General features: G+C 37.8%; 18 protein-coding genes. 11 read left to right on the top strand and 7 right to left on the bottom strand.

Features of this window, described 5'->3' with window-relative positions; genetic code table 11:
- The 7 genes from ACY2RT_RS04575 (at window position 1) to ACY2RT_RS04545 (ending at window position 10,067) form a co-directional block, all read left to right on the top strand.
- On the top strand, window positions 1-648 hold the full coding sequence (locus tag ACY2RT_RS04575; protein ID WP_490154699.1) for an NADH:ubiquinone reductase (Na(+)-transporting) subunit D: 648 nt from the start codon (window positions 1-3) through the stop codon (window positions 646-648).
- Between the two features lie 57 nt (window positions 649-705).
- A complete protein-coding gene (nqrE, locus tag ACY2RT_RS04570) occupies window positions 706-1,443 on the top strand; it encodes an NADH:ubiquinone reductase (Na(+)-transporting) subunit E (RefSeq protein ID WP_490154698.1) in 738 nt (245 codons plus the stop codon).
- Window position 1,444: 1 nt separating this feature from the next.
- Complete coding sequence (gene nqrF, locus ACY2RT_RS04565) at window positions 1,445-2,752, top strand: NADH:ubiquinone reductase (Na(+)-transporting) subunit F (protein ID WP_490154697.1); 1,308 nt, start codon at window positions 1,445-1,447, stop codon at window positions 2,750-2,752.
- 205 nt (window positions 2,753-2,957) lie between these two features.
- On the top strand, window positions 2,958-7,685 hold the full coding sequence (locus ACY2RT_RS04560) for a DUF8693 domain-containing protein (protein ID WP_490154696.1): 4,728 nt from the start codon (window positions 2,958-2,960) through the stop codon (window positions 7,683-7,685).
- A gap of 103 nt (window positions 7,686-7,788) precedes the next feature.
- Window positions 7,789-8,661 (top strand): DUF4846 domain-containing protein, encoded by an 873-nt coding sequence (locus ACY2RT_RS04555; RefSeq protein ID WP_490154695.1) that lies wholly within the window; start codon window positions 7,789-7,791, stop codon window positions 8,659-8,661.
- Window positions 8,658-9,020 (top strand): DUF8840 domain-containing protein, encoded by a 363-nt coding sequence (locus ACY2RT_RS04550; protein WP_490154694.1) that lies wholly within the window; start codon window positions 8,658-8,660, stop codon window positions 9,018-9,020. Before ACY2RT_RS04555 ends, ACY2RT_RS04550 begins: the two co-directional genes overlap by 4 nt.
- Window positions 9,021-9,059: 39 nt before the next feature.
- Window positions 9,060-10,067 carry an FAD:protein FMN transferase gene (locus tag ACY2RT_RS04545; protein WP_490154693.1) on the top strand — a complete coding sequence of 336 codons (1,008 nt, stop codon included), beginning with the start codon at window positions 9,060-9,062 and terminating at the stop codon, window positions 10,065-10,067.
- Here ACY2RT_RS04545 and ACY2RT_RS04540 read toward each other — a convergent pair.
- The 6 genes from ACY2RT_RS04540 to ACY2RT_RS04515 form a co-directional block, all read right to left on the bottom strand.
- On the bottom strand, window positions 10,056-10,829 hold the full coding sequence (locus ACY2RT_RS04540) for a methyltransferase domain-containing protein (protein ID WP_490154692.1): 774 nt from the start codon (window positions 10,827-10,829) through the stop codon (window positions 10,056-10,058). The genes ACY2RT_RS04545 and ACY2RT_RS04540 overlap by 12 nt on opposite strands.
- 11 nt (window positions 10,830-10,840) lie before the next feature.
- On the bottom strand, window positions 10,841-11,659 hold the full coding sequence (gene map / locus ACY2RT_RS04535) for a type I methionyl aminopeptidase (RefSeq protein ID WP_490154691.1): 819 nt from the start codon (window positions 11,657-11,659) through the stop codon (window positions 10,841-10,843).
- A gap of 9 nt (window positions 11,660-11,668) precedes the next feature.
- A complete protein-coding gene (locus ACY2RT_RS04530; RefSeq protein ID WP_490154690.1) occupies window positions 11,669-12,076 on the bottom strand; it encodes a BT0820 family HAD-type phosphatase in 408 nt (135 codons plus the stop codon).
- A 78-nt stretch (window positions 12,077-12,154) separates the two neighbouring features.
- Window positions 12,155-13,669 (bottom strand): 2,3-bisphosphoglycerate-independent phosphoglycerate mutase, encoded by a 1,515-nt coding sequence (gene gpmI, locus ACY2RT_RS04525; RefSeq protein WP_490154689.1) that lies wholly within the window; start codon window positions 13,667-13,669, stop codon window positions 12,155-12,157.
- Between the two features lie 62 nt (window positions 13,670-13,731).
- Window positions 13,732-14,496: a M48 family metalloprotease gene (locus tag ACY2RT_RS04520; protein WP_490154688.1), complete on the bottom strand. Its 765-nt coding sequence runs from the start codon at window positions 14,494-14,496 to the stop codon at window positions 13,732-13,734.
- A 26-nt stretch (window positions 14,497-14,522) separates the two neighbouring features.
- On the bottom strand, window positions 14,523-15,230 hold the full coding sequence (locus ACY2RT_RS04515) for a M15 family metallopeptidase (RefSeq protein ID WP_490154687.1): 708 nt from the start codon (window positions 15,228-15,230) through the stop codon (window positions 14,523-14,525).
- Window positions 15,231-15,428: 198 nt separating this feature from the next.
- Between ACY2RT_RS04515 and ACY2RT_RS04510 the strand changes: the two genes are divergently transcribed.
- The gene (locus ACY2RT_RS04510; RefSeq protein ID WP_490154686.1) at window positions 15,429-15,854 is read left to right on the top strand and encodes a GNAT family N-acetyltransferase; all 426 of its coding nucleotides are present in this window, start codon (window positions 15,429-15,431) and stop codon (window positions 15,852-15,854) included.
- On the opposite strand, the gene pepE is transcribed toward ACY2RT_RS04510, so the two are convergent.
- Window positions 15,851-16,561, bottom strand: a complete 711-nt coding sequence (pepE, locus tag ACY2RT_RS04505; RefSeq protein WP_490154685.1) for a dipeptidase PepE — start codon at window positions 16,559-16,561, stop codon at window positions 15,851-15,853. The two genes, ACY2RT_RS04510 and pepE, sit on opposite strands and share 4 nt — an antisense overlap.
- 83 nt (window positions 16,562-16,644) lie before the next feature.
- On the opposite strand from pepE, the gene ACY2RT_RS04500 reads away from it, so the two are divergent.
- The 3 genes from ACY2RT_RS04500 to ACY2RT_RS04490 all read left to right on the top strand — a co-directional run bounded on the left by ACY2RT_RS04500 (window position 16,645) and on the right by ACY2RT_RS04490 (window position 20,477).
- On the top strand, window positions 16,645-17,454 hold the full coding sequence (locus tag ACY2RT_RS04500; protein WP_490154684.1) for a carboxypeptidase-like regulatory domain-containing protein: 810 nt from the start codon (window positions 16,645-16,647) through the stop codon (window positions 17,452-17,454).
- Window positions 17,455-17,572: 118 nt separating this feature from the next.
- Window positions 17,573-18,115 (top strand): DUF6702 family protein, encoded by a 543-nt coding sequence (locus ACY2RT_RS04495; RefSeq protein WP_490154683.1) that lies wholly within the window; start codon window positions 17,573-17,575, stop codon window positions 18,113-18,115.
- Window positions 18,116-18,173: 58 nt separating this feature from the next.
- Window positions 18,174-20,477: a M1 family metallopeptidase gene (locus ACY2RT_RS04490; RefSeq protein ID WP_490154682.1), complete on the top strand. Its 2,304-nt coding sequence runs from the start codon at window positions 18,174-18,176 to the stop codon at window positions 20,475-20,477.
- Window positions 20,478-20,489: the final 12 nt, after the last annotated feature.

Here is a 20,489-nt window from a genome sequence, read left to right as displayed (position 1 = left end):
ATGGGACTATTATCAAAGAAAGACAGTAAATTAATATTAGACCCTTTAGCAGATAACAACCCAATTACTATTCAGGTATTAGGGATTTGTTCAGCTTTGGCTATTACAGCACAACTAAAGCCATCTATAGTAATGGCGATCTCGGTAGTGTTTGTTCTGGGAGTTGGGAATGTGGTTATTTCCCTTATGCGGAATATCATCCCTTCAAAAATTAGGATTATCGTTCAATTGATCGTAGTGGCAACCTTGGTTATTATTGTGGATCAGGTACTGAAAGCTTTTGCGTATGAATTAAGTAAAGAGCTCTCTGTATTTATTGGTTTGATTATCACAAACTGTATCATTATGGGACGTTTTGAAGCCTTTGCGTTAGGTAATGGACCGTGGAAATCGTTCTTAGACGGAATTGGAAATGCAGCCGGGTATGGAGTCATATTGATAATTGTAGGCTTTTTTAGAGAGTTGTTAGGCTCAGGAACTTTATTCGGGTTTAAAGTATTAGGAGACCCTGTTGAAAAATCCGGCCTGTATGCAATTGGTTATGAGAACAATGGATTTATGGTATTGCCTCCTATGGCTTTGATCGTAGTAGGGTTAATTATCTGGGCACAACGTAGTAAAAATAAAGATTTAATTGAAGAGAACTAATAGCAGTTGGCAGCTTTCAGTTAGCAGAAGTAACTGAATACTAAATACTAAAAATATATGGAGCATTTAGAATTATTTTTTAAATCGGTTTTTGTAGATAACATGGTATTTGCATATTTCCTGGGAATGTGTTCTTATCTGGCTGTTTCCAAAAAAGTAAGTACTGCAGTTGGTTTAGGAGCTGCGGTGATCTTCGTATTAACGGTAACAGTACCGTTAAACTGGTTGTTGGATCAATACATATTGCGAGAAGGCGCATTAGTATGGTTGGGTGAAGGTTATGCAGATTATGACCTTAGTTTCTTATCCTTTATTCTATTTATTGCAACCATTGCAACAATGGTACAATTGGTAGAGATTATTGTAGAGAAATTTTCACCGGCATTATACAACTCATTAGGAATCTTTCTTCCGTTAATTGCTGTAAACTGTGCAATTTTAGGAGGTTCACTCTTTATGCAGTCCAGAGATATTGAAAGTTTCACCTTGGCACTTAATTATGGCTTTAGTTCTGGAATAGGGTGGTTTCTAGCAATTGTAGCTATTGCAGCGATACGTGAGAAAATTAGATATAGTAATGTTCCGCCACCTTTACGTGGTTTAGGGATTACTTTTATTATTACCGGTTTAATGGCAATTGGATTTATGAGCTTTGGTGGAATGCTAACCGGAGGAGACGAAGAAGCTAAGGTTTCTGAAGTAAAAACTGCACAGGTGAAAAATTCTTCAGAAAGTAATACAGAAAATATTGCATCAAACGAAACAGTCCAAGTTTCAGAAATAACACAAGAATAATATGTTTTTAGCAGCAAGCACATTTGGCGTCATAATTGCAACAGTACTGGCCTTTTTGGTTTTAACCTTGCTTTTAGTTGCGCTATTACTTTTTACAAAACAAAAATTATCACCTTCGGGCCCTGTGAAAATTACCATTAATGATGAAAAAGTAATTGAGGTGGAATCCGGCGGGACATTGCTTTCAACTTTAGGAAATCAAAAGATATTTCTCCCATCTGCTTGTGGAGGTGGTGGAACATGTATTCAATGTGAATGCCATGTTTTGGAAGGAGGGGGAGAGGCCCTACCTACAGAAACACCTCACTTTACACGTAAAGAGTTAAAAGATGGAGCACGTTTATCGTGTCAGGTAAAAGTTAAACAGGATATGAATATTCATATTCCTGAAGAAGTCTTCGGAATTAAAAAGTGGGAAGCGACTGTAGTGAGAAACTACAACGTAGCATCATTTATTAAAGAGTTTGTAGTTGAAATTCCTGAGGATATGAATTACAAAGCTGGAGGCTACATTCAAATAGAAATTCCTCCGTGTGAAGTGAAGTTTGAAGATATGGACATCACAGCGCATCCTGAAGAACATGATACACCGGATAAGTTTAAAGCCGAATGGGACAAATTTGGACTTTGGCCATTGGTGATGAAAAATACAGAAACGGTAGAGAGAGCCTATTCTATGGCATCTTACCCTGCAGAAGGTCGTGAGATTATGTTGAACGTACGTGTTGCAACTCCACCTTGGGATCGTGCAAAAAATCAATGGATGAGTGTAAATCCGGGTATTGCATCTTCTTATATCTTCAACTGTAAAAAAGGAGATAAAGTAATCATTTCAGGACCTTACGGAGAATTTTTTATCAATCCATCAGATTCAGAGATGTTGTATGTTGGAGGAGGAGCCGGAATGGCACCTATGCGTTCGCATTTGTACCACTTATTCAGAACTTTGAAAACGGGACGTAAAGTAACCTATTGGTATGGGGGACGTTCCAAAAGAGAGTTATTTTACATAGATCATTTCCGTAATTTGGAGAAAGACTTTCCAAATTTTAAATTCTATATGGCACTTTCTGAACCTATGGAAGAAGATAACTGGAAAGTGAAGAACGATATCAATGATGAAGGGGATGGCTTTGTTGGTTTCATCCACCAAGTAGTGATAGACAACTATTTAAACCATCATGAATCTCCAGAAGATATAGAATTGTATTTCTGTGGCCCACCGTTAATGAATCAGGCAGTTCAGAAAATGGGAGAAGATTTCGGTATCCCTGATGAAAATATACGTTTTGATGATTTTGGAGGATAATTAGCTAACTATAAGATAATTAAAGCCGTTTCAATACTTTGAAACGGCTTTTTTATTCAGTACTTTTATAAAGAACATGTTTTTAATCGGTAAAATGATATTTTCATCGATTAAATGTTGCATTTTTCCGATAAAATACTATTTTTGACCAAGTTATATAGTATTTATGATATAATAGTAAAGCCCCCCAATACTCTTTAATCTTATGAAAAAAATTATTTTATCCTTGTTTCTACTATCTTTTTTTATGGGCACTGCCCAAATAAAAGAAGATGCTACAAAGTATTCAGAACAAATCCAAGCAATTGTTGATAGCTACAATCAAATTAAATTAGCTGAATTATATGATCAGTATAGCGTAAGACAAACAGAAGAAAAGGAAGCTGCTGTTGCCTATGCATTGATTAACAATATACCAGTAAAAAAATATAACGATGATGGTTCTTTTGATGAACTTCAGCGCATAACGGCATATGGCACACCTGTTTATTATACCCTTGATAATGCAGATGCTTCAGTTTCCACACGTACTAATTATCTAAATACCGGGGGAGGTCTTGGTTTAACAATAGACGGTGACGGCCTAACTGCCTATGTGTGGGATGGTGGGCCAACAAGGCCTTCGCATCAGGAATTTGACGGTGCGGGAGGGACGAACCGGGTAACTATCAATGATGGGGTTACAACGCTCAATTCTAACAGCTTTCATGCGCAACACGTTACAGGTACTATAGTAGCGTCAGGGTTTTCGGCAGCAGCCAAAGGAATGGCATGGAAAGCAGATGCTTTAACCCACGATTGGAACAGTGACCTTTCGGAAGCAACTGCAGAAGCCTCATCCGGGATGCTTTTATCAAATCACTCATATGGCTTTAGGGCATCATTGATTAACGATTCATGGTTTGGTCAATATGGTTCTGATGCTCAGGAGTGGGATAACTTAATGTACAATGCACCGTATTATTTGATGGTAAATTCTGCAGGTAATGATGGAGAGGATAATTCATCTAATGCATTACCATTAGATGGACAGTCTGCCTATGATAAATTAAGTGGAACCTCTACAGCAAAAAACAATTTAGTAATTGCCAATGGTGAGGATGCAAGTATAGATGGAAGTGGAAACCTGGTGTCGGTAACAAGGAACCCAGGTAGTAGTGAAGGCCCAACAGATGATTACCGTATTAAGCCTGATATTATGGGGAATGGGACTTTACTAACATCAACTTTTGATGGAAGTGATAGTGCATATGGGACCATATCTGGGACATCGATGTCTGCTCCTAATGTGACAGGAACACTTTTATTGCTTCAGGATTATTATTTTGATATTCATGGCGCATTTATGAGAGCCGCTACGCTTAAAGGCTTGGCATTGCACACTGCAGATGATGTATCTCCGGCAGGGCCTGATGCGCAAAATGGATGGGGTTTACTAAATGCAAAAGCAGCTGCCGAAACAATTGCAGCAGCACCAACCAGTGCGATTATTTCCGAGTTAACACTTTCTCAAGGACAGACCTATCAGGTAACTATTCAGGCAGATGGTGTGAATCCTTTATTGGCTTCCATTTCCTGGACAGATCCAGCCGGAACAATTAATAATGGTACAAATAGTAATACTCCGGCATTAGTAAACGACTTAGATATTAGATTGGATAATGGAACTTCTTTTACTCCCTGGAGGCTAACAGGAGTTACTACTAATGGAACCGGAGATAATAATGTGGATCCTTATGAAAGAATTGATATTAGTAGTGCTTCAGGTCAATATACTCTTACTGTAACACATAAAGGAACACTCTCGGGAGGATCACAGGACTTTTCACTGATAGTAACCGGAGGAATTATTTCAGTTACTTCCCCGGAGATCTCTTATAATTCCATTACAACAATTACTACCGAGCAGACCGATTGTAGTTTCACGGATGTAATTATGCCTGTTAATATTGCTATGGCTCCATCTCAAAATGCAGATGTCACTTTTACAGTAGCTGGTGGAACAGCAACTAATGGAGTTGATTTTGATCTTATGACAAGCTCTGTTACTTTTTTGCAAGGTCAGACAGCAGCCCAAAATATTACAGTGCGTGTATATCATGACGGTTTTGTTGAAATCCCGGAAACGATAATTATTGACTTTACAGTCAATGCCAATGGCGGAGATGCTACGGCAAATACAAGCGCAGATTCGTTGAAGATCACTATTAATGATGATGATGTTGCTCCGGCAAGTACACAAGATATTACCTTATTGACCGAAGATTTTGAAGATTGGACCGGTTGGTTAAATTTGGACAGGGATGGAGATGGAGACGCATGGAAGTCAATTTCTTTTACCTCCGGAGGTTTAACAGGATTTTCAGGACAGTTTGCTGCATCGGAAACGGACCTTACAGTATTAGGAGGGTCAGGTTCTGCAAATGCCAATAATTATCTTGTTAGTCCGCAAATGACTATACCGGCTGGTGCTATCAATACTGCATTTACTTTTTCCGTAGCCGGATATAATGATATAGAGCATTACAGGCTTCAATGGACAACAGATATCTCATCATATGCAACAATTGATACGGGAACCATACTTGAAGAACGCAACGCAACTGCAAATGTTGGAGATGTCAGAACAGTTAATAATACCACGCTAGCCGGGCAAACAGGTTACTTTGTGATCAGGCATTATAATTCTTCTGCTAATAACGGACTTCTGTTTTTTGATGCCCTTGACATTACAGTAACTATTGAAAGCCCTGTGCAAACTGCTGTAAACACTGGAACTACAAATGATCTGATTGATATGCCGGGTACAGGAACCATGTATACTTCAGATAGTGCTTCGGGCGATGTAATGCTGGATATTACTAACAGCAATACACATGATTTTGGTTGTGTAGATGTTTCAGTATCCAGAGCAGGAACAGGGGCTCAATCTAACAACGGAACTTCTTCTCCTAATTTAGCAATGGATAAGACATTCGATATTACTCCCACATTTGTAACCGGGTCGGGAAGTACAGGAATTACGTTTTATTTTACGGAAGCTGAAATTGCAGGATGGGAAGCAGCAACTGGTTTATCTAGAAACCTTTTAACTTCCGGAAGGTATATTGGAGGAGCGTTAAACGAAACATCGACATTAACGATCGGCTCTTTTGCTTCTAATGTTACTTTAACCGGAACTTTTACCGGATTGGAAGGAACCTATTTATTTGGCCCGGCAGGCGCATTTGTTTCTTGTCCGGGAAGTGTTAAGACCTGGAATGGTTCTTCTTGGAGTCCAACAGGAGTACCAGATATCTCAAATTCCGTAGTGATTGCAGGACCTTACGATACTGATACGGATGGAGACATTGTTGCCTGTGACCTTACCATTAACCTGGGAGCAACCCTTACCATTCCAGCTAATAGTTTCATAGATATATATGGAAATATTACTGTTAATGGAAACTTAGTGGTTGAACATCAAGGCAGTGTGGTACAAACTAATTCTAATGCAATGGTTACAAAAGGAGCTAGTGCTACGATTAATGTAGAACTAACTACTCCCGTATTACAGACCCGTGACTTTATGGTACTGGGAAGCCCGATGAGTGCTGAAACCCGCACCGATGTATACAACAGTGCCTTCTTGGTATTAGAGCATACTCCTGCTAACTTTTTACCCCATCCTGGAGTCCCTGCCGGAGGAACCAATTTTGCGGATGATAATAATGATTTCTGGAACTCTTTTGCCAGTGGACCCATCAATGTGGGGGAAGGATATATTGTTCGGCCTCAATCCGGATACACAGATCCCGCTAATACCACCTTTGATATGACCTATACCCAAGGCACCTTAAATAATGGAGATGTAACGAGAACGGTCGTTTATAATGGAGCTGGGACTAATCCAGACGGTACACCAAATGCATTAGCCAATCCATATCCTTCAGCGATTTCTGCCTCTCAATTCATAAGCGATAATGCTTTGGTAGATAGAGTTTATTTCTGGGAACATTTAACCCCTCCCAATCCTAGTACCCCGGGAGCCGGGAGCATCAATTTCTCTATGGATGATATTTCCATGTACATAGACGGAGGTGCCTTACCGGCAGCTAATGATGGAACAGCAACAACAACTCCTAATGGAGTTATTGCTACAGGACAGGGTTTTGGAGTAAAGATTACTTCAAACCTTACCTCTGCAGTTACTTTTAAAAATAGTATGCGTTTGACGACCGGGAATACTACCCTAAGAAATTCTGTGGATATAGAAAAAATACTATTGAAAGTACGAAACGAACACTATGGTATTGGAAGTTATACATTGGTTGCATTTAACCCGTTGGCAACTTCAGGACTGGATTCAAAATATGATGCAGAACGTTTAGCTACGACGATTTCATTATACTCACATTTAGAAAATGAAACAAAGCAACTTGGAATTCAAAGTAGAGAAGTTTTTGACAGTAGTACAAAGATTTCAATGGGCTTTGCTAGCCAGGTGGATGCGGAAACTTTTTATATTATTTCTATTGCTGAAATAGAGGGAATTAATCTAAGCAACACAACTGTATTCTTAGTAGATAATCAAGAAAATGTGATCCATAACTTAAGTAATGGTAATTATGAATTTAAAAGTGGTAAAGGAGTTTTCAATCAAAGGTTTACTTTGATGTTTGAAGATGAGGTAGTCTTGGGTAACGTTGATAATAATCTGAAAAGTATAGTTGTTTTTCCAAACCCTACGAAAAATATTTTGAACATTGTATCTCCACAAATACCAATCACTGATATCGAAGTATATGATGTTAGAGGCAGAGTAGTGAACCGGGCTGCCGTTAATAAAGAAGGAAGCTATCAGATAGATGTTTCAGCATTAGAAACAGCGATTTATTTTGTAAAAATACATACCGAGAACGGTTCGATTACAAAGAGAGTTGTGAAGCATTAACTTCTTATTTTTTTCAAAATCATAAACGCCTTCAGGATTTCCGGAAGGCGTTTTTTATTTCGTACTTAAAATAAAACAATTCATTTTAAGTTGTTATTTGGGTATGAAGAGAGTTATTGTATTTGTTGTAATTGCTTTAGGAATTGGTTTTTTCTTCTTTTCAAAAAAAGGAAAGAAAGCTAAAAATATTGCTTTGAGTTATGTAGTTACTCCTAATTATATAAATGAGAAAGGAACTACTATTTTGGAAAGAATTAATGTTCCTGAAGGGTACATACGAGAAATATATGCTGAGGGAACTTTTCAAAATTCAATTCAGAAATATCCATTAAAACCTTTTGATGCAAAGATCATTAATTATGATGGTAATGCATATATATACCAAGGTGGCCACGTAGGAATTCTGGAAATTCCAGTACCCAAAAATGGGCTGCAACAATGTGCAGATGCATTGATAAGAATACGGGCAGAATACCTCTGGGATAATGATGAAAAAGATAAGATCGGCTTTAATTTTACTTCAGGACATTATTGTTCCTGGAAAAAGTATGCTGAAGGGTATCGCCCTAAGATTAATGGCAATAAAGTTTCTTTTCAGAAAACAGCCGGGGCAAATTCTTCAAAAGAAAACTTTTACAATTATCTAGACCTTATATACATGTATGCAGGCACTCAATCCTTATTTAACGAATTACCATCTGTTAATACTATAAATGCTGTTGAGATTGGGGATATGTTGATCTACCCGGGTAGTCCAGGGCATGTTGTAATGGTGGTAGATAAAGCTACCAATTCTGAAGGCGAAAAATTGTTTATTTTAGCCCAGGGAAATACACCGGCACAAAGCGTTCATATTCTAAAGAATTTGAATGATTCCGGAATCAGCCCATGGTACAAACTGGAGTTGGGTTCGTATCTTGAAATTCCGACTTATTATTTTAATGAAACAAAGTTTATTCGATTCAAAGATATATGAAAGAAGAGCTTACTGAACAGGAATTGCATAATCTGGCTATGAATATTGTAGGTAAGGATTTAGAAGAAAAAGGATATGAGTTTTTGGGGGTAAATTCTAAGCTGAAGAAAGATCCACAGTTTGTAGCTTTAAAAGATAAGAACTTACATTTTGTAATTGTTCGTGCTATTTCATATCCGGAGGATGCCAATGTGTACGACCCGGTCTTTATACAAACCATCAAACAACATGCATTAAAATTTGAAGCAAAAATGTACTATGCAGGAGTAGGATTAGGGCATGGTAGTGATTACGCAAAACCAGTCATTAAGAATGAAGCCTATACAATGGTATATAATGGTTTACAAGAAATTTTATGAAAGCACAATGGTTGATCTAAGCAGAAAATTTTTAAATAGATGAAAATACGATACTTCATTCCCGTCCTGATTTTATTTTTTTCTTGTAAAGAAGAAACTCCACAAGCTATTGTATTACAAGGTGATGCTTTTGGAACTACGTATTCGATTCAGTATTATACCTCTGAAATATTTGAAGCTGAAAAAGGTATAGACTCCGTTATTTATACAGTCAATAGATCGGTTAGTACTTATATGCCTAATAGTGATATTTCAAAAATAAACCGTGGAGATACTACGGTTGTTGTAGATGCTATTTTTAAGGAAGTATATCGTATTTCTGAAACTATACATAAAAATTCTCATGGTTATTTTGACCCTACTATTGGAGTATTGCGTAATGCTTACGGATTTGGAGATATAAAACCCATAAAGGAAATCGATACGCAAATACTCGACTCGTTAATGCAATATGTAGGTTTCAACAAGGTAACTATTTTGGGTTCCGGAAAGATCATGAAAGAGCATCCCGAGATTTACTTTGATTTTAATGCAGTGGCAAAAGGTTACGGAATCGATTGCCTGGGGCGCTATTTGGAGGAACAGGGAATCACTGATTATCTAATTGAATTGGGAGGGGAAATTTTAGCTAAGGGAAAGAACCTTTCAAAAGAGAAGCCTTGGATCGTTGGGATTGAAACAGTAGATTCTCAATTGGAAAACCGAAACTATCAGGCTACTATTGTTTTGAAAGATAAAGCAATGGCTTCTTCGGGGAATTATCGTAAATACAGAATCGATTCCCTAACCGGAAAAAAATATGTACACACACTAAACCCCCTTACCGGTTCTGCAGAGCAAAGTGATGTTACAAGCGCAACTGTAGTGGCAAATACATGTGGAGAAGCAGATGCTTATGCAACTGTCTTAATGGCTTTGGGACTTGAAAGGTCAAAACAGTTATTGGAAGTAACCTCCGGAATCAATGCATACCTCACATATAATGATTCCCTCAATAATGCGCAGGTTTTTATGACAGAAGATTTTGAAAAACTATTAGTTGACTGACTTTTTGCAAACAGGAAGTAGTTCTCCTTTGGCTAAGCGATATGTATCGATTTCTTCTTCCGAAAAGTTTTCAGTATAATTAACTGCTTCAACATTAAATCCAATACTTTCTAATTTTTCAAAATAATCCATTCCGTAGACACGTACATGATCGTATTGCCCAAATATTCTGGCGCGTTCTTTTGGGTCTGTGATACTATTATCTTCAAAAGTGATTTTTCTACTCTCCTCATACGGAACCTGTAAAATTGCAGTCCCTCCCGGAGCCAATACACGATATAGCTCCTGCATGGCTTTAGTGTCATCCGGAATATGTTCCAGCACATGATTGCATATAATAAAATCATATAGATTGTTCTCAAAGGGGAGATCACAAATATCTGCTTTTACATCGGCGATAGGTGAGTTGAGATCCGTTGTGGTATATTCCAGATTTTTCATTTTACGAAAACGTTTGTAAAATGCTTGTTCCGGAGCAAAATGAAGCACTTTTTGTTTTTCTGAAAAGAAAGAAGTTTCATTCTTTAAGTATAGCCAAAACAATCTGTGACGTTCCAAGGAGAATGTGCTGGGAGATAATACATTTTCCCGTACTTTTTCATAACCATACGGTAAAAACTTCCTGAAAGATCTTCCGTCAATGGGATCGGTATATTTGGTTCCTCTTAAAAAGAATGCTACAATAGGGCGAACCGCAAAGCTGATTCGTATCAGTAAAGTTCGCGGAAGTAAATTCAGAAAAAATTTAAAAAGTTTCTGCATTGTGTGGTAAGTTACAATACCAATTCTTGCTGCCGGAATTCTTTTTCTTCATCACTTTCAATTCCAAGAGCTTCGTAGATATATGCAAATGTGGAAAGTAACTCAGGTTTTCCATTCACCAGGGCGACATTATGTTCAAAGTGCGCACTTGGTTTTCGGTCCAAGGTGAGAATGGTCCAACCATCCTGAAGTTGCTCAATTCTACGAGTACTCAAATTGATCATAGGTTCAATGGCTACGGTCATTCCTTCTATAAATTTTTTACCTTTTCCACGTCTTCCATAGTTGGGCATTTCAGGGTCTTCGTGCATTTTTCTTCCCAAACCATGACCTACCAATTCACGAACGACACCATAACCGTGACTTTCACAGTATTGCTGAATGGCATAACCCACATCTCCCGTTCTGTTTCCGGCTTTAAATTCTCTAATACCTATATACAACGATTCCTTGGTAACTTTAAGAAGTTTTTCCACTTCAGGAGAAACCTCACCCACTTTAAATGTGTAAGCATGGTCACCATAAAAATCATTCTTAACGGCACCACAATCAATAGAAATAATATCTCCTTCTTGTAAAGGTGTGTTGTTTGGAATCCCGTGAACTACTTGCGCATTGGGGCTCATGCAAAGTGTATTGGGAAAATCGTATAATCCCAAAAAGCCGGGAACTGCACCATGGTCACGAATAAATTCTTCAGCCAATTTATCCAAATGAAGCGTTGTAACACCGGGTTTTACTTCTTTGGCTAATATTCCCAATGTTTTGGAAACTATCAAAGCAGCTTCTCGCATTAATTCTATTTCTTCACTGGTCTTTGGTATGATCATACTATTTGTTTAAAAGGAAAACCATCCTTTTTTTCTTTTTTTATATTCTGAACCGGCAGGTTTTTCCTCACTAATCAAAATTTGATATATTTCCCCCCAGCTTTTTAATCCCCCAATATTTCTATCATCAATAAAAAGATCGGCATTAATTTTTCGGCTGTATTTGGGGTCAAATTCTTCTTCAGGAAAACTTTTATTTACTGCATAAAAAGTAATTCCATTTTCCCCACAAAACTGAACTGCATCATCCAAAGCTTTGCCATTTCTATAAGTCCAAAGAATCAATCTATGTCCTTTTTCCTGAAGCTTTTTCATAGTGTCAAAAGCGAAGAGCATAGGTTTGCCTATTCTTGGATATTCATCTTCGACAATTGTTCCGTCAAAATCTACTGCTATTGTATACGTTTCGTGAACCATACGTGTTTTAAAACTGCAAAAATACGAAGAATATTGTCATTTTTAAAGTATAATCTTACGAGAGAAAGGGCATATCAACTAAACCAAAGATTCCCGGGTCATTGCATCAGGCTTTTCTATACCCATTAGTTTCAAAACAGTGGGTGCAATATCGCCTAAAATACCTTCTTTCACCATTGCAACATCGTGATCTACAACAATTATTGGAACCGGATTTGTTGTATGCGCCGTATGGGGCGAACCGTCCGGATTGCGCATTGTTTCACTATTCCCGTGATCTGCTAAAATGATAGTTGCATATCCATTTTCGCTGGCAGCATTAACTACTTCTTTGGCACACTCATCCACAGTTTCACATGCTTTTACTGCTGCTTCAAAAACCCCGGTGTGTCCTACCATGTCTGGATTAGCAAAATTCAGGCAGATAAAATCGGCTGCTTTCGAACGAATCTCTGGAAGAATCTTATCTCTTACTTCATAAGCACTCATTTCAGGTTGCATATCATATGTAGCTACTTTAGGTGAAGGGCAAAGAATACGCTTTTCTCTTTCAAAAGGTTCTTCACGCCCTCCGTTAAAGAAGAAGGTAACATGAGGATATTTTTCGGTCTCGGAAATACGTATTTGAGTTTTTCCATTTTGTTCTAACACTTCGCCCAGGGTATCTTGTATATTTTCTTTGTTGTAAACAGTTTTAACATCTTTGTACGAATCATCGTAATTGGTAAGTGTCACATAATACAAGGGAAGCTTTTTCATTCCAAAATCATTGTGATCTCGTTGTGTTAGGACTTCGGTCAATTGACGGCCCCGGTCTGTGCGGAAATTGAAAAAGATAATAACATCATTTTCTGAAATGGTTGCAACAGGTTTGTTATTTTCAGTAAGAACAATAGGTTCAATAAATTCATCGGTAATTCCTTCGGAATAACTTTCATTGATACTTTGAATAGCATTTTCTGAATTTTTTCCTTTTCCGAAGACCAACAGATCGTACGCTTTCTTCACCCGCTCCCAACGTTTATCACGATCCATTGCATAATACCTGCCAATTACCGAAGCCAATTTTCCGGTGGTTTTTGAAAGGTGTTCCTGCAGCTCCTTTATATGCCCGACTCCCGATCTTGGGTCGACATCCCTGCCGTCGGTAAAGGCGTGTACAAATACATTTTTAAGACCCTCATCATTTGCAGCAGTCAATAACCCTTTTAAATGGCCAATATGTGAATGCACACCTCCATCTGAAACCAACCCCAGGAAGTGAATGCTTTTATTATATTTTTTGGCATATGCAAAGGCTTGCTTTAAAACCGGCTCATCTTTTAAGGTATTGTTTTCAACCGCCAGATTTACTTTTGCAAGGTCCTGATAAACGATACGTCCGGCACCTAAATTCATATGTCCTACTTCACTGTTTCCCATCTGTCCTTCAGGTAATCCTACATTCATTCCATGTGTTAATAATTGGGCATTAGGGTAGTTGGAGTACAAGGAATCTATAAAAGAGGTATTGGCTTGTGAAATGGCAGAAACAGCCGGGTCCTGAGTAATTCCCCAACCATCTAGTATTAGTAAAAGGACTTTTTTATTCATCCTGCAAAGATAAAAACAAAATCCCGCCTAAGCGGGATTTGAACACTGATTTAAGGATTATTTTATCCCCCATATTTTTCAATGGATTCTTTTATTTTTTCAATGCGGTTATCCGGGTCTGGGTGCGTACTTTGAAATTCGGGTACACGGTTTGAACCACTGGCAGCTTTTAAGATCTCCATCACATCGATCATTTCCCGGGGTTCGTACCCGGCCTTGATCATAAACCGAACTCCCAGATCGTCACTTTCCAATTCATCACCCCGGCCATTGCCTAACAATACATTTTGCCCGATGCCCGAAACCAACCCACCGGCATCGGCACCAACTGAAGCTCCCTGAGCAAGAGTTTGCCAAAAATCGCTATTTGCTATTCTTTCGGCTGAATGACGACCCAGAACATGTCCGATCTCATGACCCAATACACCAGCTAACTGATCTTCATTTTCCAATTTTGAAAGAAGGGCATAGGTGATAAATATTTGCCCACCAGGCAATGCAAAGGCATTGACGGTATTTTGGTCTGCCAGTAAATGAAAATCATATTGATAAGGAGTGTCCCTTGCCACACTATTATTCACTAGCTTATTTCCTACCATATCAACATAGGCCTGCATACGTTCGTCAGAATGTAAACCACCATATTCCTGTGCCATTTGTGGAGCACTTTGCAGTCCAATTGCGATCTCTTCTTCAGTGGTTAATGATATTGCTTGTTCCTTTCCTGTATATGGGTTTTCTTCGGTATTTGAGCATTTTTTAAAAAAGGCAAAAGCTACAATGGCAAGGCCTATAAAGATTCTTATTTTCCAGCTACCTCTTCTCATAGTTAAAATTTAATGACTTAAAGTTACTAAAGTAATTTGGGATTAATATCTAAAATATTTTCTGTAAGGTATTTTGAAATAAATGCTTCTGAAAAATGTTCGGCACCCATGATTTTTTCTTCCAAAAGAATTTGTCTCAAGTTCAATTTTTTATAAGCTTGCAGCATTGGTTTCGAAACAGGTGCATAACTAAAGTGCCAGGGTTCATACTTAAAACCTTTTCGATTGGCGTTGTTGGTATATACTTCATAAAAGCCAAAGGAATTGGCATTTTCATTCAACCAATCTTTCAATTTGCAAAAAGGCCCGTTACCATGAAAGTGTTTCGCCTGCAATACACTTTCGGGACGGGGTGCGTTTGCATCAATAATGTCGATGTCGGTCCCCCAATGGTGGCGGGAAGTTCCCGGAATGGTTGAATATTCGATAATCTTTTCGATGGCTTGCAAAGGAGCTAGGCCTTCTCCGGTAAAACGCCGGTATTTTTCTTCAAAAATTTCTTTTTGTCTACTAAAGCTTCTGTAGGCTGAAACAATTTCAATATTGATATTTTCTTTAGCTGCTGCTGCTTTCATTTTTTGAAATGCTGTCTTCACTTCTTTATGCATGGTGGAAGTATAAGAATCTCCGGTAATGTCCGGATTCCCTTTACCTATGAGTTGTTCTCGTGTAAAATTTTCCTGAAATGTCATAAACGATATCTGTGGAAGAATACCAACCCCAACGGTTGCCATGCTTGTAATTTTTATGAAAGTATCTCGGGTCATTTATGTTCTAAAATTCAGTAATAGAAAAAATTATGACAATCAAGATACTATATTTCAATGTAACTATTGCTATTCAATTTAAATGAGTTTTTTGCCCTATTTTTGAGATGAATAAAATTTCAAAATAAATTTGAACCCAAATGTAAGAATATCAAAGTAGTAGCTATGTCCATTGAATTTCTCATCATCCCTCCTAAGGATATTTTAATTATTGTTCCATTACTTCAAAAACTTGGGAATGATAGTATTTCCGAAGCACTTTTAAAAGAGCGTGTTTTGGAAATGTCACAACAGAATTATGAATGTATAGGGATTTATGATACTGAAAAATTAATTGGAATTTGTGGATTGTGGTTTCAGACCAGGCATTATGCTGGGAAGAGCCTGGAGGTAGACCATGTGATCATCGATGATACTCATAGAGGAAAAGGCATTGGTAATCGTTTGATGGAATTTGTATATGACTACGCCAAAAAAAGAAATTGCAATTGGGTAGAGCTAAATACTTATGTAGATAACTATCCTTCTCATAAATTTTATGCAAATCAGGGATTTATAGCGCGTGGCTATCATTTTATAAAGAAACTCTAACTAAGAAGTACGCTTAGGTCTGTATTTGATGCTACCTCAAAGGGTTCTTTGTTCTGTTGGAAGATTCTGGCAGAATGCTTTCCTTTTAAAATAACTGTATCTCCGCTTACTTGCAACCAACTGCCTTCCCTAAGTCCTGCCACCGGGATGTCATTTTGTGTGTGGTATTCTTTAATTCGGGTTTCCCGGGTCTCACCCATATGTGTACTTGAGGGGTCAGGGTCGAGATAATGTGGGTTGATATTAAAAGGGATCGCACCCAATGTTTTAAAAGATGGAGGATACACAATGGGCATATCATTGGTGGTTTGTATTGTCAAACCACAAATATTACTTCCGGCACTGGTACCCAGATAAGGAAGCCCATTAAATATGGCACTCTGCAAAGGCTGCATTACGTTATTTTGGTATAATTGTGAAACCAGTACAAATGTATTTCCGCCTCCCGTAAAAATTCCTTTAGCATTTTTCACCGCAGTTTCGGCATTATCGAATGTATGAATTCCCACAAGTTTTTTACCTATTTCAGAAAAGGCTTCGGCTGCTTTTTCGGTATAAGTGTCGTGTGAAATTCCACCGGGGCGAGCATAAGGAATGAATAGAACTTCTTCGGTATTAGAAAACAAATGTGAAATTTCTTCTAATAAATAATCGAGATAACTCCCTCCATAGACGGTAGAGGTACTGGCAACAATGAGGTTCTTCATAGAAAGATGTATAAAGTGTAAATTTAACAAATAGAAGTATAACCTTAAGATTTTACTAAGAAAACAAACAGTATTTTTAAACAATGCAAAGATTCCTATTAGTTATATTGTTTTTTTCTTTTCCAATGTATGCTTTTGCCCAGAACATTGAACGTGTGAAAATTCAGGGAAAGATCACTGCTCCTCAAGGCGAAGATGTGGAAAGCGTGAATGTGTATAATATTTCTTCACAGAAAGGTACTATAACAAATGTAACAGGTGATTTTGAACTGGATGTCGCCGAAAATGACCGTATACAGGTTACTGCTATACAGTTTCAGAGCTTTACGATCATAGTCGATAAGGGAGTTATTGATAGAAAGCGCATGGCGATCTATTTGAATCCTACTGTGAATCAGTTGGAAGAAGTGGTGGTAAGTCCATACGATCTTTCGGGAAATATTATTGCGGACCTTAAGAGAATTAAAACAGCAAATATGAACCCACAATGGGATCTGTCCTATGAGACCCTGGAATTTGGTTACGAATTCTCAGACGATCAGTATAGTTCTATTGACGGTAACAAAGCAGAAGAAGCTTTTTATAATGGGCAGAAACAAGCTTCTTTGAATTTTATTGGGTTGGCAGGGTTGCTTTTTAAGAAGAAGAAAAAATATCCGGTAGAAAAACCTGTTGATAAGGCAGTACTTGTCAATGCTATGCGGCAACGTTTTAGCAATGATTATCTTACCAAAACATTTGGAATTCCTGAGAACAGAGTGAACGATTTTATTTACTTCATGGAAGAAGCCAATATTGACAGTGACTTGTTAAAAATAGAAAATGAGCTACTCCTTTTAGATTTTATTACCTATCAAAGTGCCATCTATAAAAAACAGATTGAAGGAAATTAAAAACAGATTTTAAAAAAGAAAATTACGCAAAGGTTTTACAAATTTTTAAAGATAAGAGCAGTGTGTATGTTCTAAGAGTTTCTGAAGAAGACAAATAAAATATGTAACATTTCTCAAAATGGGACGTCTTATACATTTTGAATCGATTTTATTTATGAAGTTTTTTAAAATAGCATCTCTACTACTGCTTTTTTCTTTGCTAACTGCTGCTACAGCTCATAAATTTTATGTGAGTATTACTAAAATTGAATACGTAAAAGAGAAGGAATCTCTTCAGATAATTACAAAGATTTTTACAGATGATATTGAAGATGCACTTCAGGAAAGGTACAATCCAAATATTTCATTAGGTACCAAAAATGAAACAGCTACAGATGTCGCATATCTAAAGAAATATATATTTCAGAAGTTACAAATAAACGTAAATGGTGAGCCGGAAACTTTCACTTTTGTTGGTATAGAGTATGAAAATGATGTTTTGAAAGTCTATCTTGAAATTACAGGAATAACAGATCTAAAGACCTTGGAGATTGAGAATAAACTTTTACTAGATATGTTCGATGAACAACAGAATATTATTCATTTAAAAACTCCTGAAAACAGAAGAAGCCTTGTTTTGGACAAAGATAATCCTAAAGGATTGTTAAACTTCGGTGGATGAGTAAAATAAAGACAATAAAAAACTATTTTTAGAACCTTAATCAATCAAAATTAGTATTATGAAACTAGTGAAGTACCTTTCCTTAGCAATATTATTTCTGACAGCAGGAATGAGTTTTGCGCAGGAAAAAGAAACAACAGAACGCGAACCTGGACATTACAACAGTAATCGTTTTAAACAACTATACGAAGAGTTCTCAACTCCTAATGTATTTAGAACGGCAAGTGGCGCTCCGGGACCTCAATACTACCAGCAACAGGCGGACTATGTGATGGACATTGAGTTGGATGACAAAAATGCAAAGCTTTATGGTAATGAAACCATAACGTATACCAATAATTCTCCGGATGTACTGGAATATCTTTGGGTACAGTTGGATCAAAATGTACGTTCTAAGGACTCAAAGTCTCCTTTGATTGATGGAGGCGGTGCTAATCCTGCAAGAAGAGTAAGTGGTTTCGTAGGAGATTATATGGATGCTCCTTTTGAAGGAGGTTTTAACATTCAAGAGGTTAAAAACACCAAAGGAGGAAGCCTTCCTTATACTATCAACCGAACCATGATGCGCGTAGAGATGCCTAAGGATTTAAAGCCCGGTGAGAAATTTACCTTTTCTATAAAATGGTGGTACAATATTCCGGAGCATACCGTTGACCGCGCGCGAAGTGGCTATGAAACTTTTGAAGATGGCAACCGTGGTTATGTGATCGCGCAATTCTATCCTCGTATGGCTGTCTATAACGATGTGGAAGGCTGGCAAAATAGTCAATTCTGGGGACGTGATGAGTTTGCATTACCTTTCGGAAATTTTGATGTGAATATCACAGTTCCTGCAGATCATACTTTGGATGCGACAGGTGTTCTCTTAAACCGGAAAGAGGTCTTTTCTAAAGATATGATGAAACGCTACGATCAGGCTAAGAAATCTTATGATAAGCCTGTTCTTATTGTAACACAAGAAGAAGCCGAAGCTGCTTCAAAAGGATTTTCAACCCAAAAGAAAACGTGGAAATTTAGAGCAGAGAATGTACGTGATTACGGATTTGCAACTTCCCGAAGATACATTTGGGATATGATGGCCGTAAAAATAGGGAACAAAGATGTAATGGCAGTATCTGTTTATCCTCCGGAAGGAAACCCTCTTTGGGAAGACTATTCGACTTTAGTAGTCGCCAGTACATTGAAGACCTATTCAAGAATGGCATTTGATTACCCGTACCACAAAGCTATCTCAGTACATGCCAAGAACCAGGGAATGGAATACCCTATGATATGCTGGAACTATGGTAGGCCAGAGAAAGATGGTACTTACAGTGAACGTACCAAGTATGGAATGATGAGTGTGATCATTCACGAAGTAGGGCACAACTATTTCCCTATGATCGTGAACAGCGACGAACGTCAATGGACGTGGATGGATGAAGGTTTAAATACATTTGTACAATATGTTGCGGAACAGGATTTTGGAGAATGGTATCCGGATGCAATCGCACCTAACAAGAAATACCCGTCGCGTCGCGGACCAGCAAATAAAATAATTGATTATATGGCTGGAGACCAAAGTTCTTTGGCACCTATTATGACCAAAGGGCTAAATACTTATAACTTTGGGGCTAATGCTTATTCCAAGCCGGCAACCGGATTAAATATTCTTCGCGAAACTATTATGGGACGCGACCTTTTTGACTATGCTTTTAGAACCTATTCACAACGCTGGATGTTTAAGCATCCAACTCCGGAAGACTTTTTCCGTAGCATGGAAGATGCATCAGCGGTAGATTTGGATTGGTTTTGGAGAGCTTGGTTCTACACAACAGACTACACAGATATTGGTGTAAAGAATGTGAAAAAATTCTATGTAACTTCAAAGATGAACAAGGAAGTTCGCGAGATGCTGAAAGAACGTGGAATGACTGAAAGTGATTTACCTCCTTTGGTATACCTTGTAGAAGAAGGAAGTGAAGATTTTGAAGAAAGTATGCGAACTTCAACACTGGCCGATGTAACAACACTTCAGGAATATCTAATGGATAACGTTCCAGCTGACGAAAGATCCAAGCTTAAAAACCCAAAATATTTTTATGAAGTAACTTTCGAAAAACCGGGAGGAATTCCAATGCCTATCATTGCTGAATATACCTACAGTGATGGAACTACAGAAAGAATTACCTATCCTGCTCAAATTTGGAGAAAGAATGATCAATTTGTCGGTAAAGTAATTGCTTCAGATAAAGAGATCACCAAAATTGTGGTAGATCCGGATGAAGAAACTGCCGATATTGATACTTCCAATAACAATTGGCCAAAAAGTAAAGAGCTTGGTGAGTTTGATAAGTTTAAAGAAAATGTAAAAGGGCAATAATACTCCTTAATT

Source organism: Ulvibacter sp. 2210JD10-4, from assembly GCF_058148525.1.
This window is presented reverse-complemented; position numbering and strand designations above follow the sequence as displayed.

Coding starts and splice junctions, on each gene's coding strand:
- ACY2RT_RS04575 (WP_490154699.1), top strand. CDS start 1: ATGGGACTATTATCAAAGAAAGACAGTAAATTAATATTAGACCCTTTA.
- nqrE (WP_490154698.1), top strand. CDS start 706: ATGGAGCATTTAGAATTATTTTTTAAATCGGTTTTTGTAGATAACATG.
- nqrF (WP_490154697.1), top strand. CDS start 1,445: ATGTTTTTAGCAGCAAGCACATTTGGCGTCATAATTGCAACAGTACTG.
- ACY2RT_RS04560 (WP_490154696.1), top strand. CDS start 2,958: ATGAAAAAAATTATTTTATCCTTGTTTCTACTATCTTTTTTTATGGGC.
- ACY2RT_RS04555 (WP_490154695.1), top strand. CDS start 7,789: ATGAAGAGAGTTATTGTATTTGTTGTAATTGCTTTAGGAATTGGTTTT.
- ACY2RT_RS04550 (WP_490154694.1), top strand. CDS start 8,658: ATGAAAGAAGAGCTTACTGAACAGGAATTGCATAATCTGGCTATGAAT.
- ACY2RT_RS04545 (WP_490154693.1), top strand. CDS start 9,060: ATGAAAATACGATACTTCATTCCCGTCCTGATTTTATTTTTTTCTTGT.
- ACY2RT_RS04540 (WP_490154692.1), bottom strand. CDS start 10,829: ATGCAGAAACTTTTTAAATTTTTTCTGAATTTACTTCCGCGAACTTTA.
- map (WP_490154691.1), bottom strand. CDS start 11,659: ATGATCATACCAAAGACCAGTGAAGAAATAGAATTAATGCGAGAAGCT.
- ACY2RT_RS04530 (WP_490154690.1), bottom strand. CDS start 12,076: ATGGTTCACGAAACGTATACAATAGCAGTAGATTTTGACGGAACAATT.
- gpmI (WP_490154689.1), bottom strand. CDS start 13,669: ATGAATAAAAAAGTCCTTTTACTAATACTAGATGGTTGGGGAATTACT.
- ACY2RT_RS04520 (WP_490154688.1), bottom strand. CDS start 14,496: ATGAGAAGAGGTAGCTGGAAAATAAGAATCTTTATAGGCCTTGCCATT.
- ACY2RT_RS04515 (WP_490154687.1), bottom strand. CDS start 15,230: ATGGCAACCGTTGGGGTTGGTATTCTTCCACAGATATCGTTTATGACA.
- ACY2RT_RS04510 (WP_490154686.1), top strand. CDS start 15,429: ATGTCCATTGAATTTCTCATCATCCCTCCTAAGGATATTTTAATTATT.
- pepE (WP_490154685.1), bottom strand. CDS start 16,561: ATGAAGAACCTCATTGTTGCCAGTACCTCTACCGTCTATGGAGGGAGT.
- ACY2RT_RS04500 (WP_490154684.1), top strand. CDS start 16,645: ATGCAAAGATTCCTATTAGTTATATTGTTTTTTTCTTTTCCAATGTAT.
- ACY2RT_RS04495 (WP_490154683.1), top strand. CDS start 17,573: ATGGGACGTCTTATACATTTTGAATCGATTTTATTTATGAAGTTTTTT.
- ACY2RT_RS04490 (WP_490154682.1), top strand. CDS start 18,174: ATGAAACTAGTGAAGTACCTTTCCTTAGCAATATTATTTCTGACAGCA.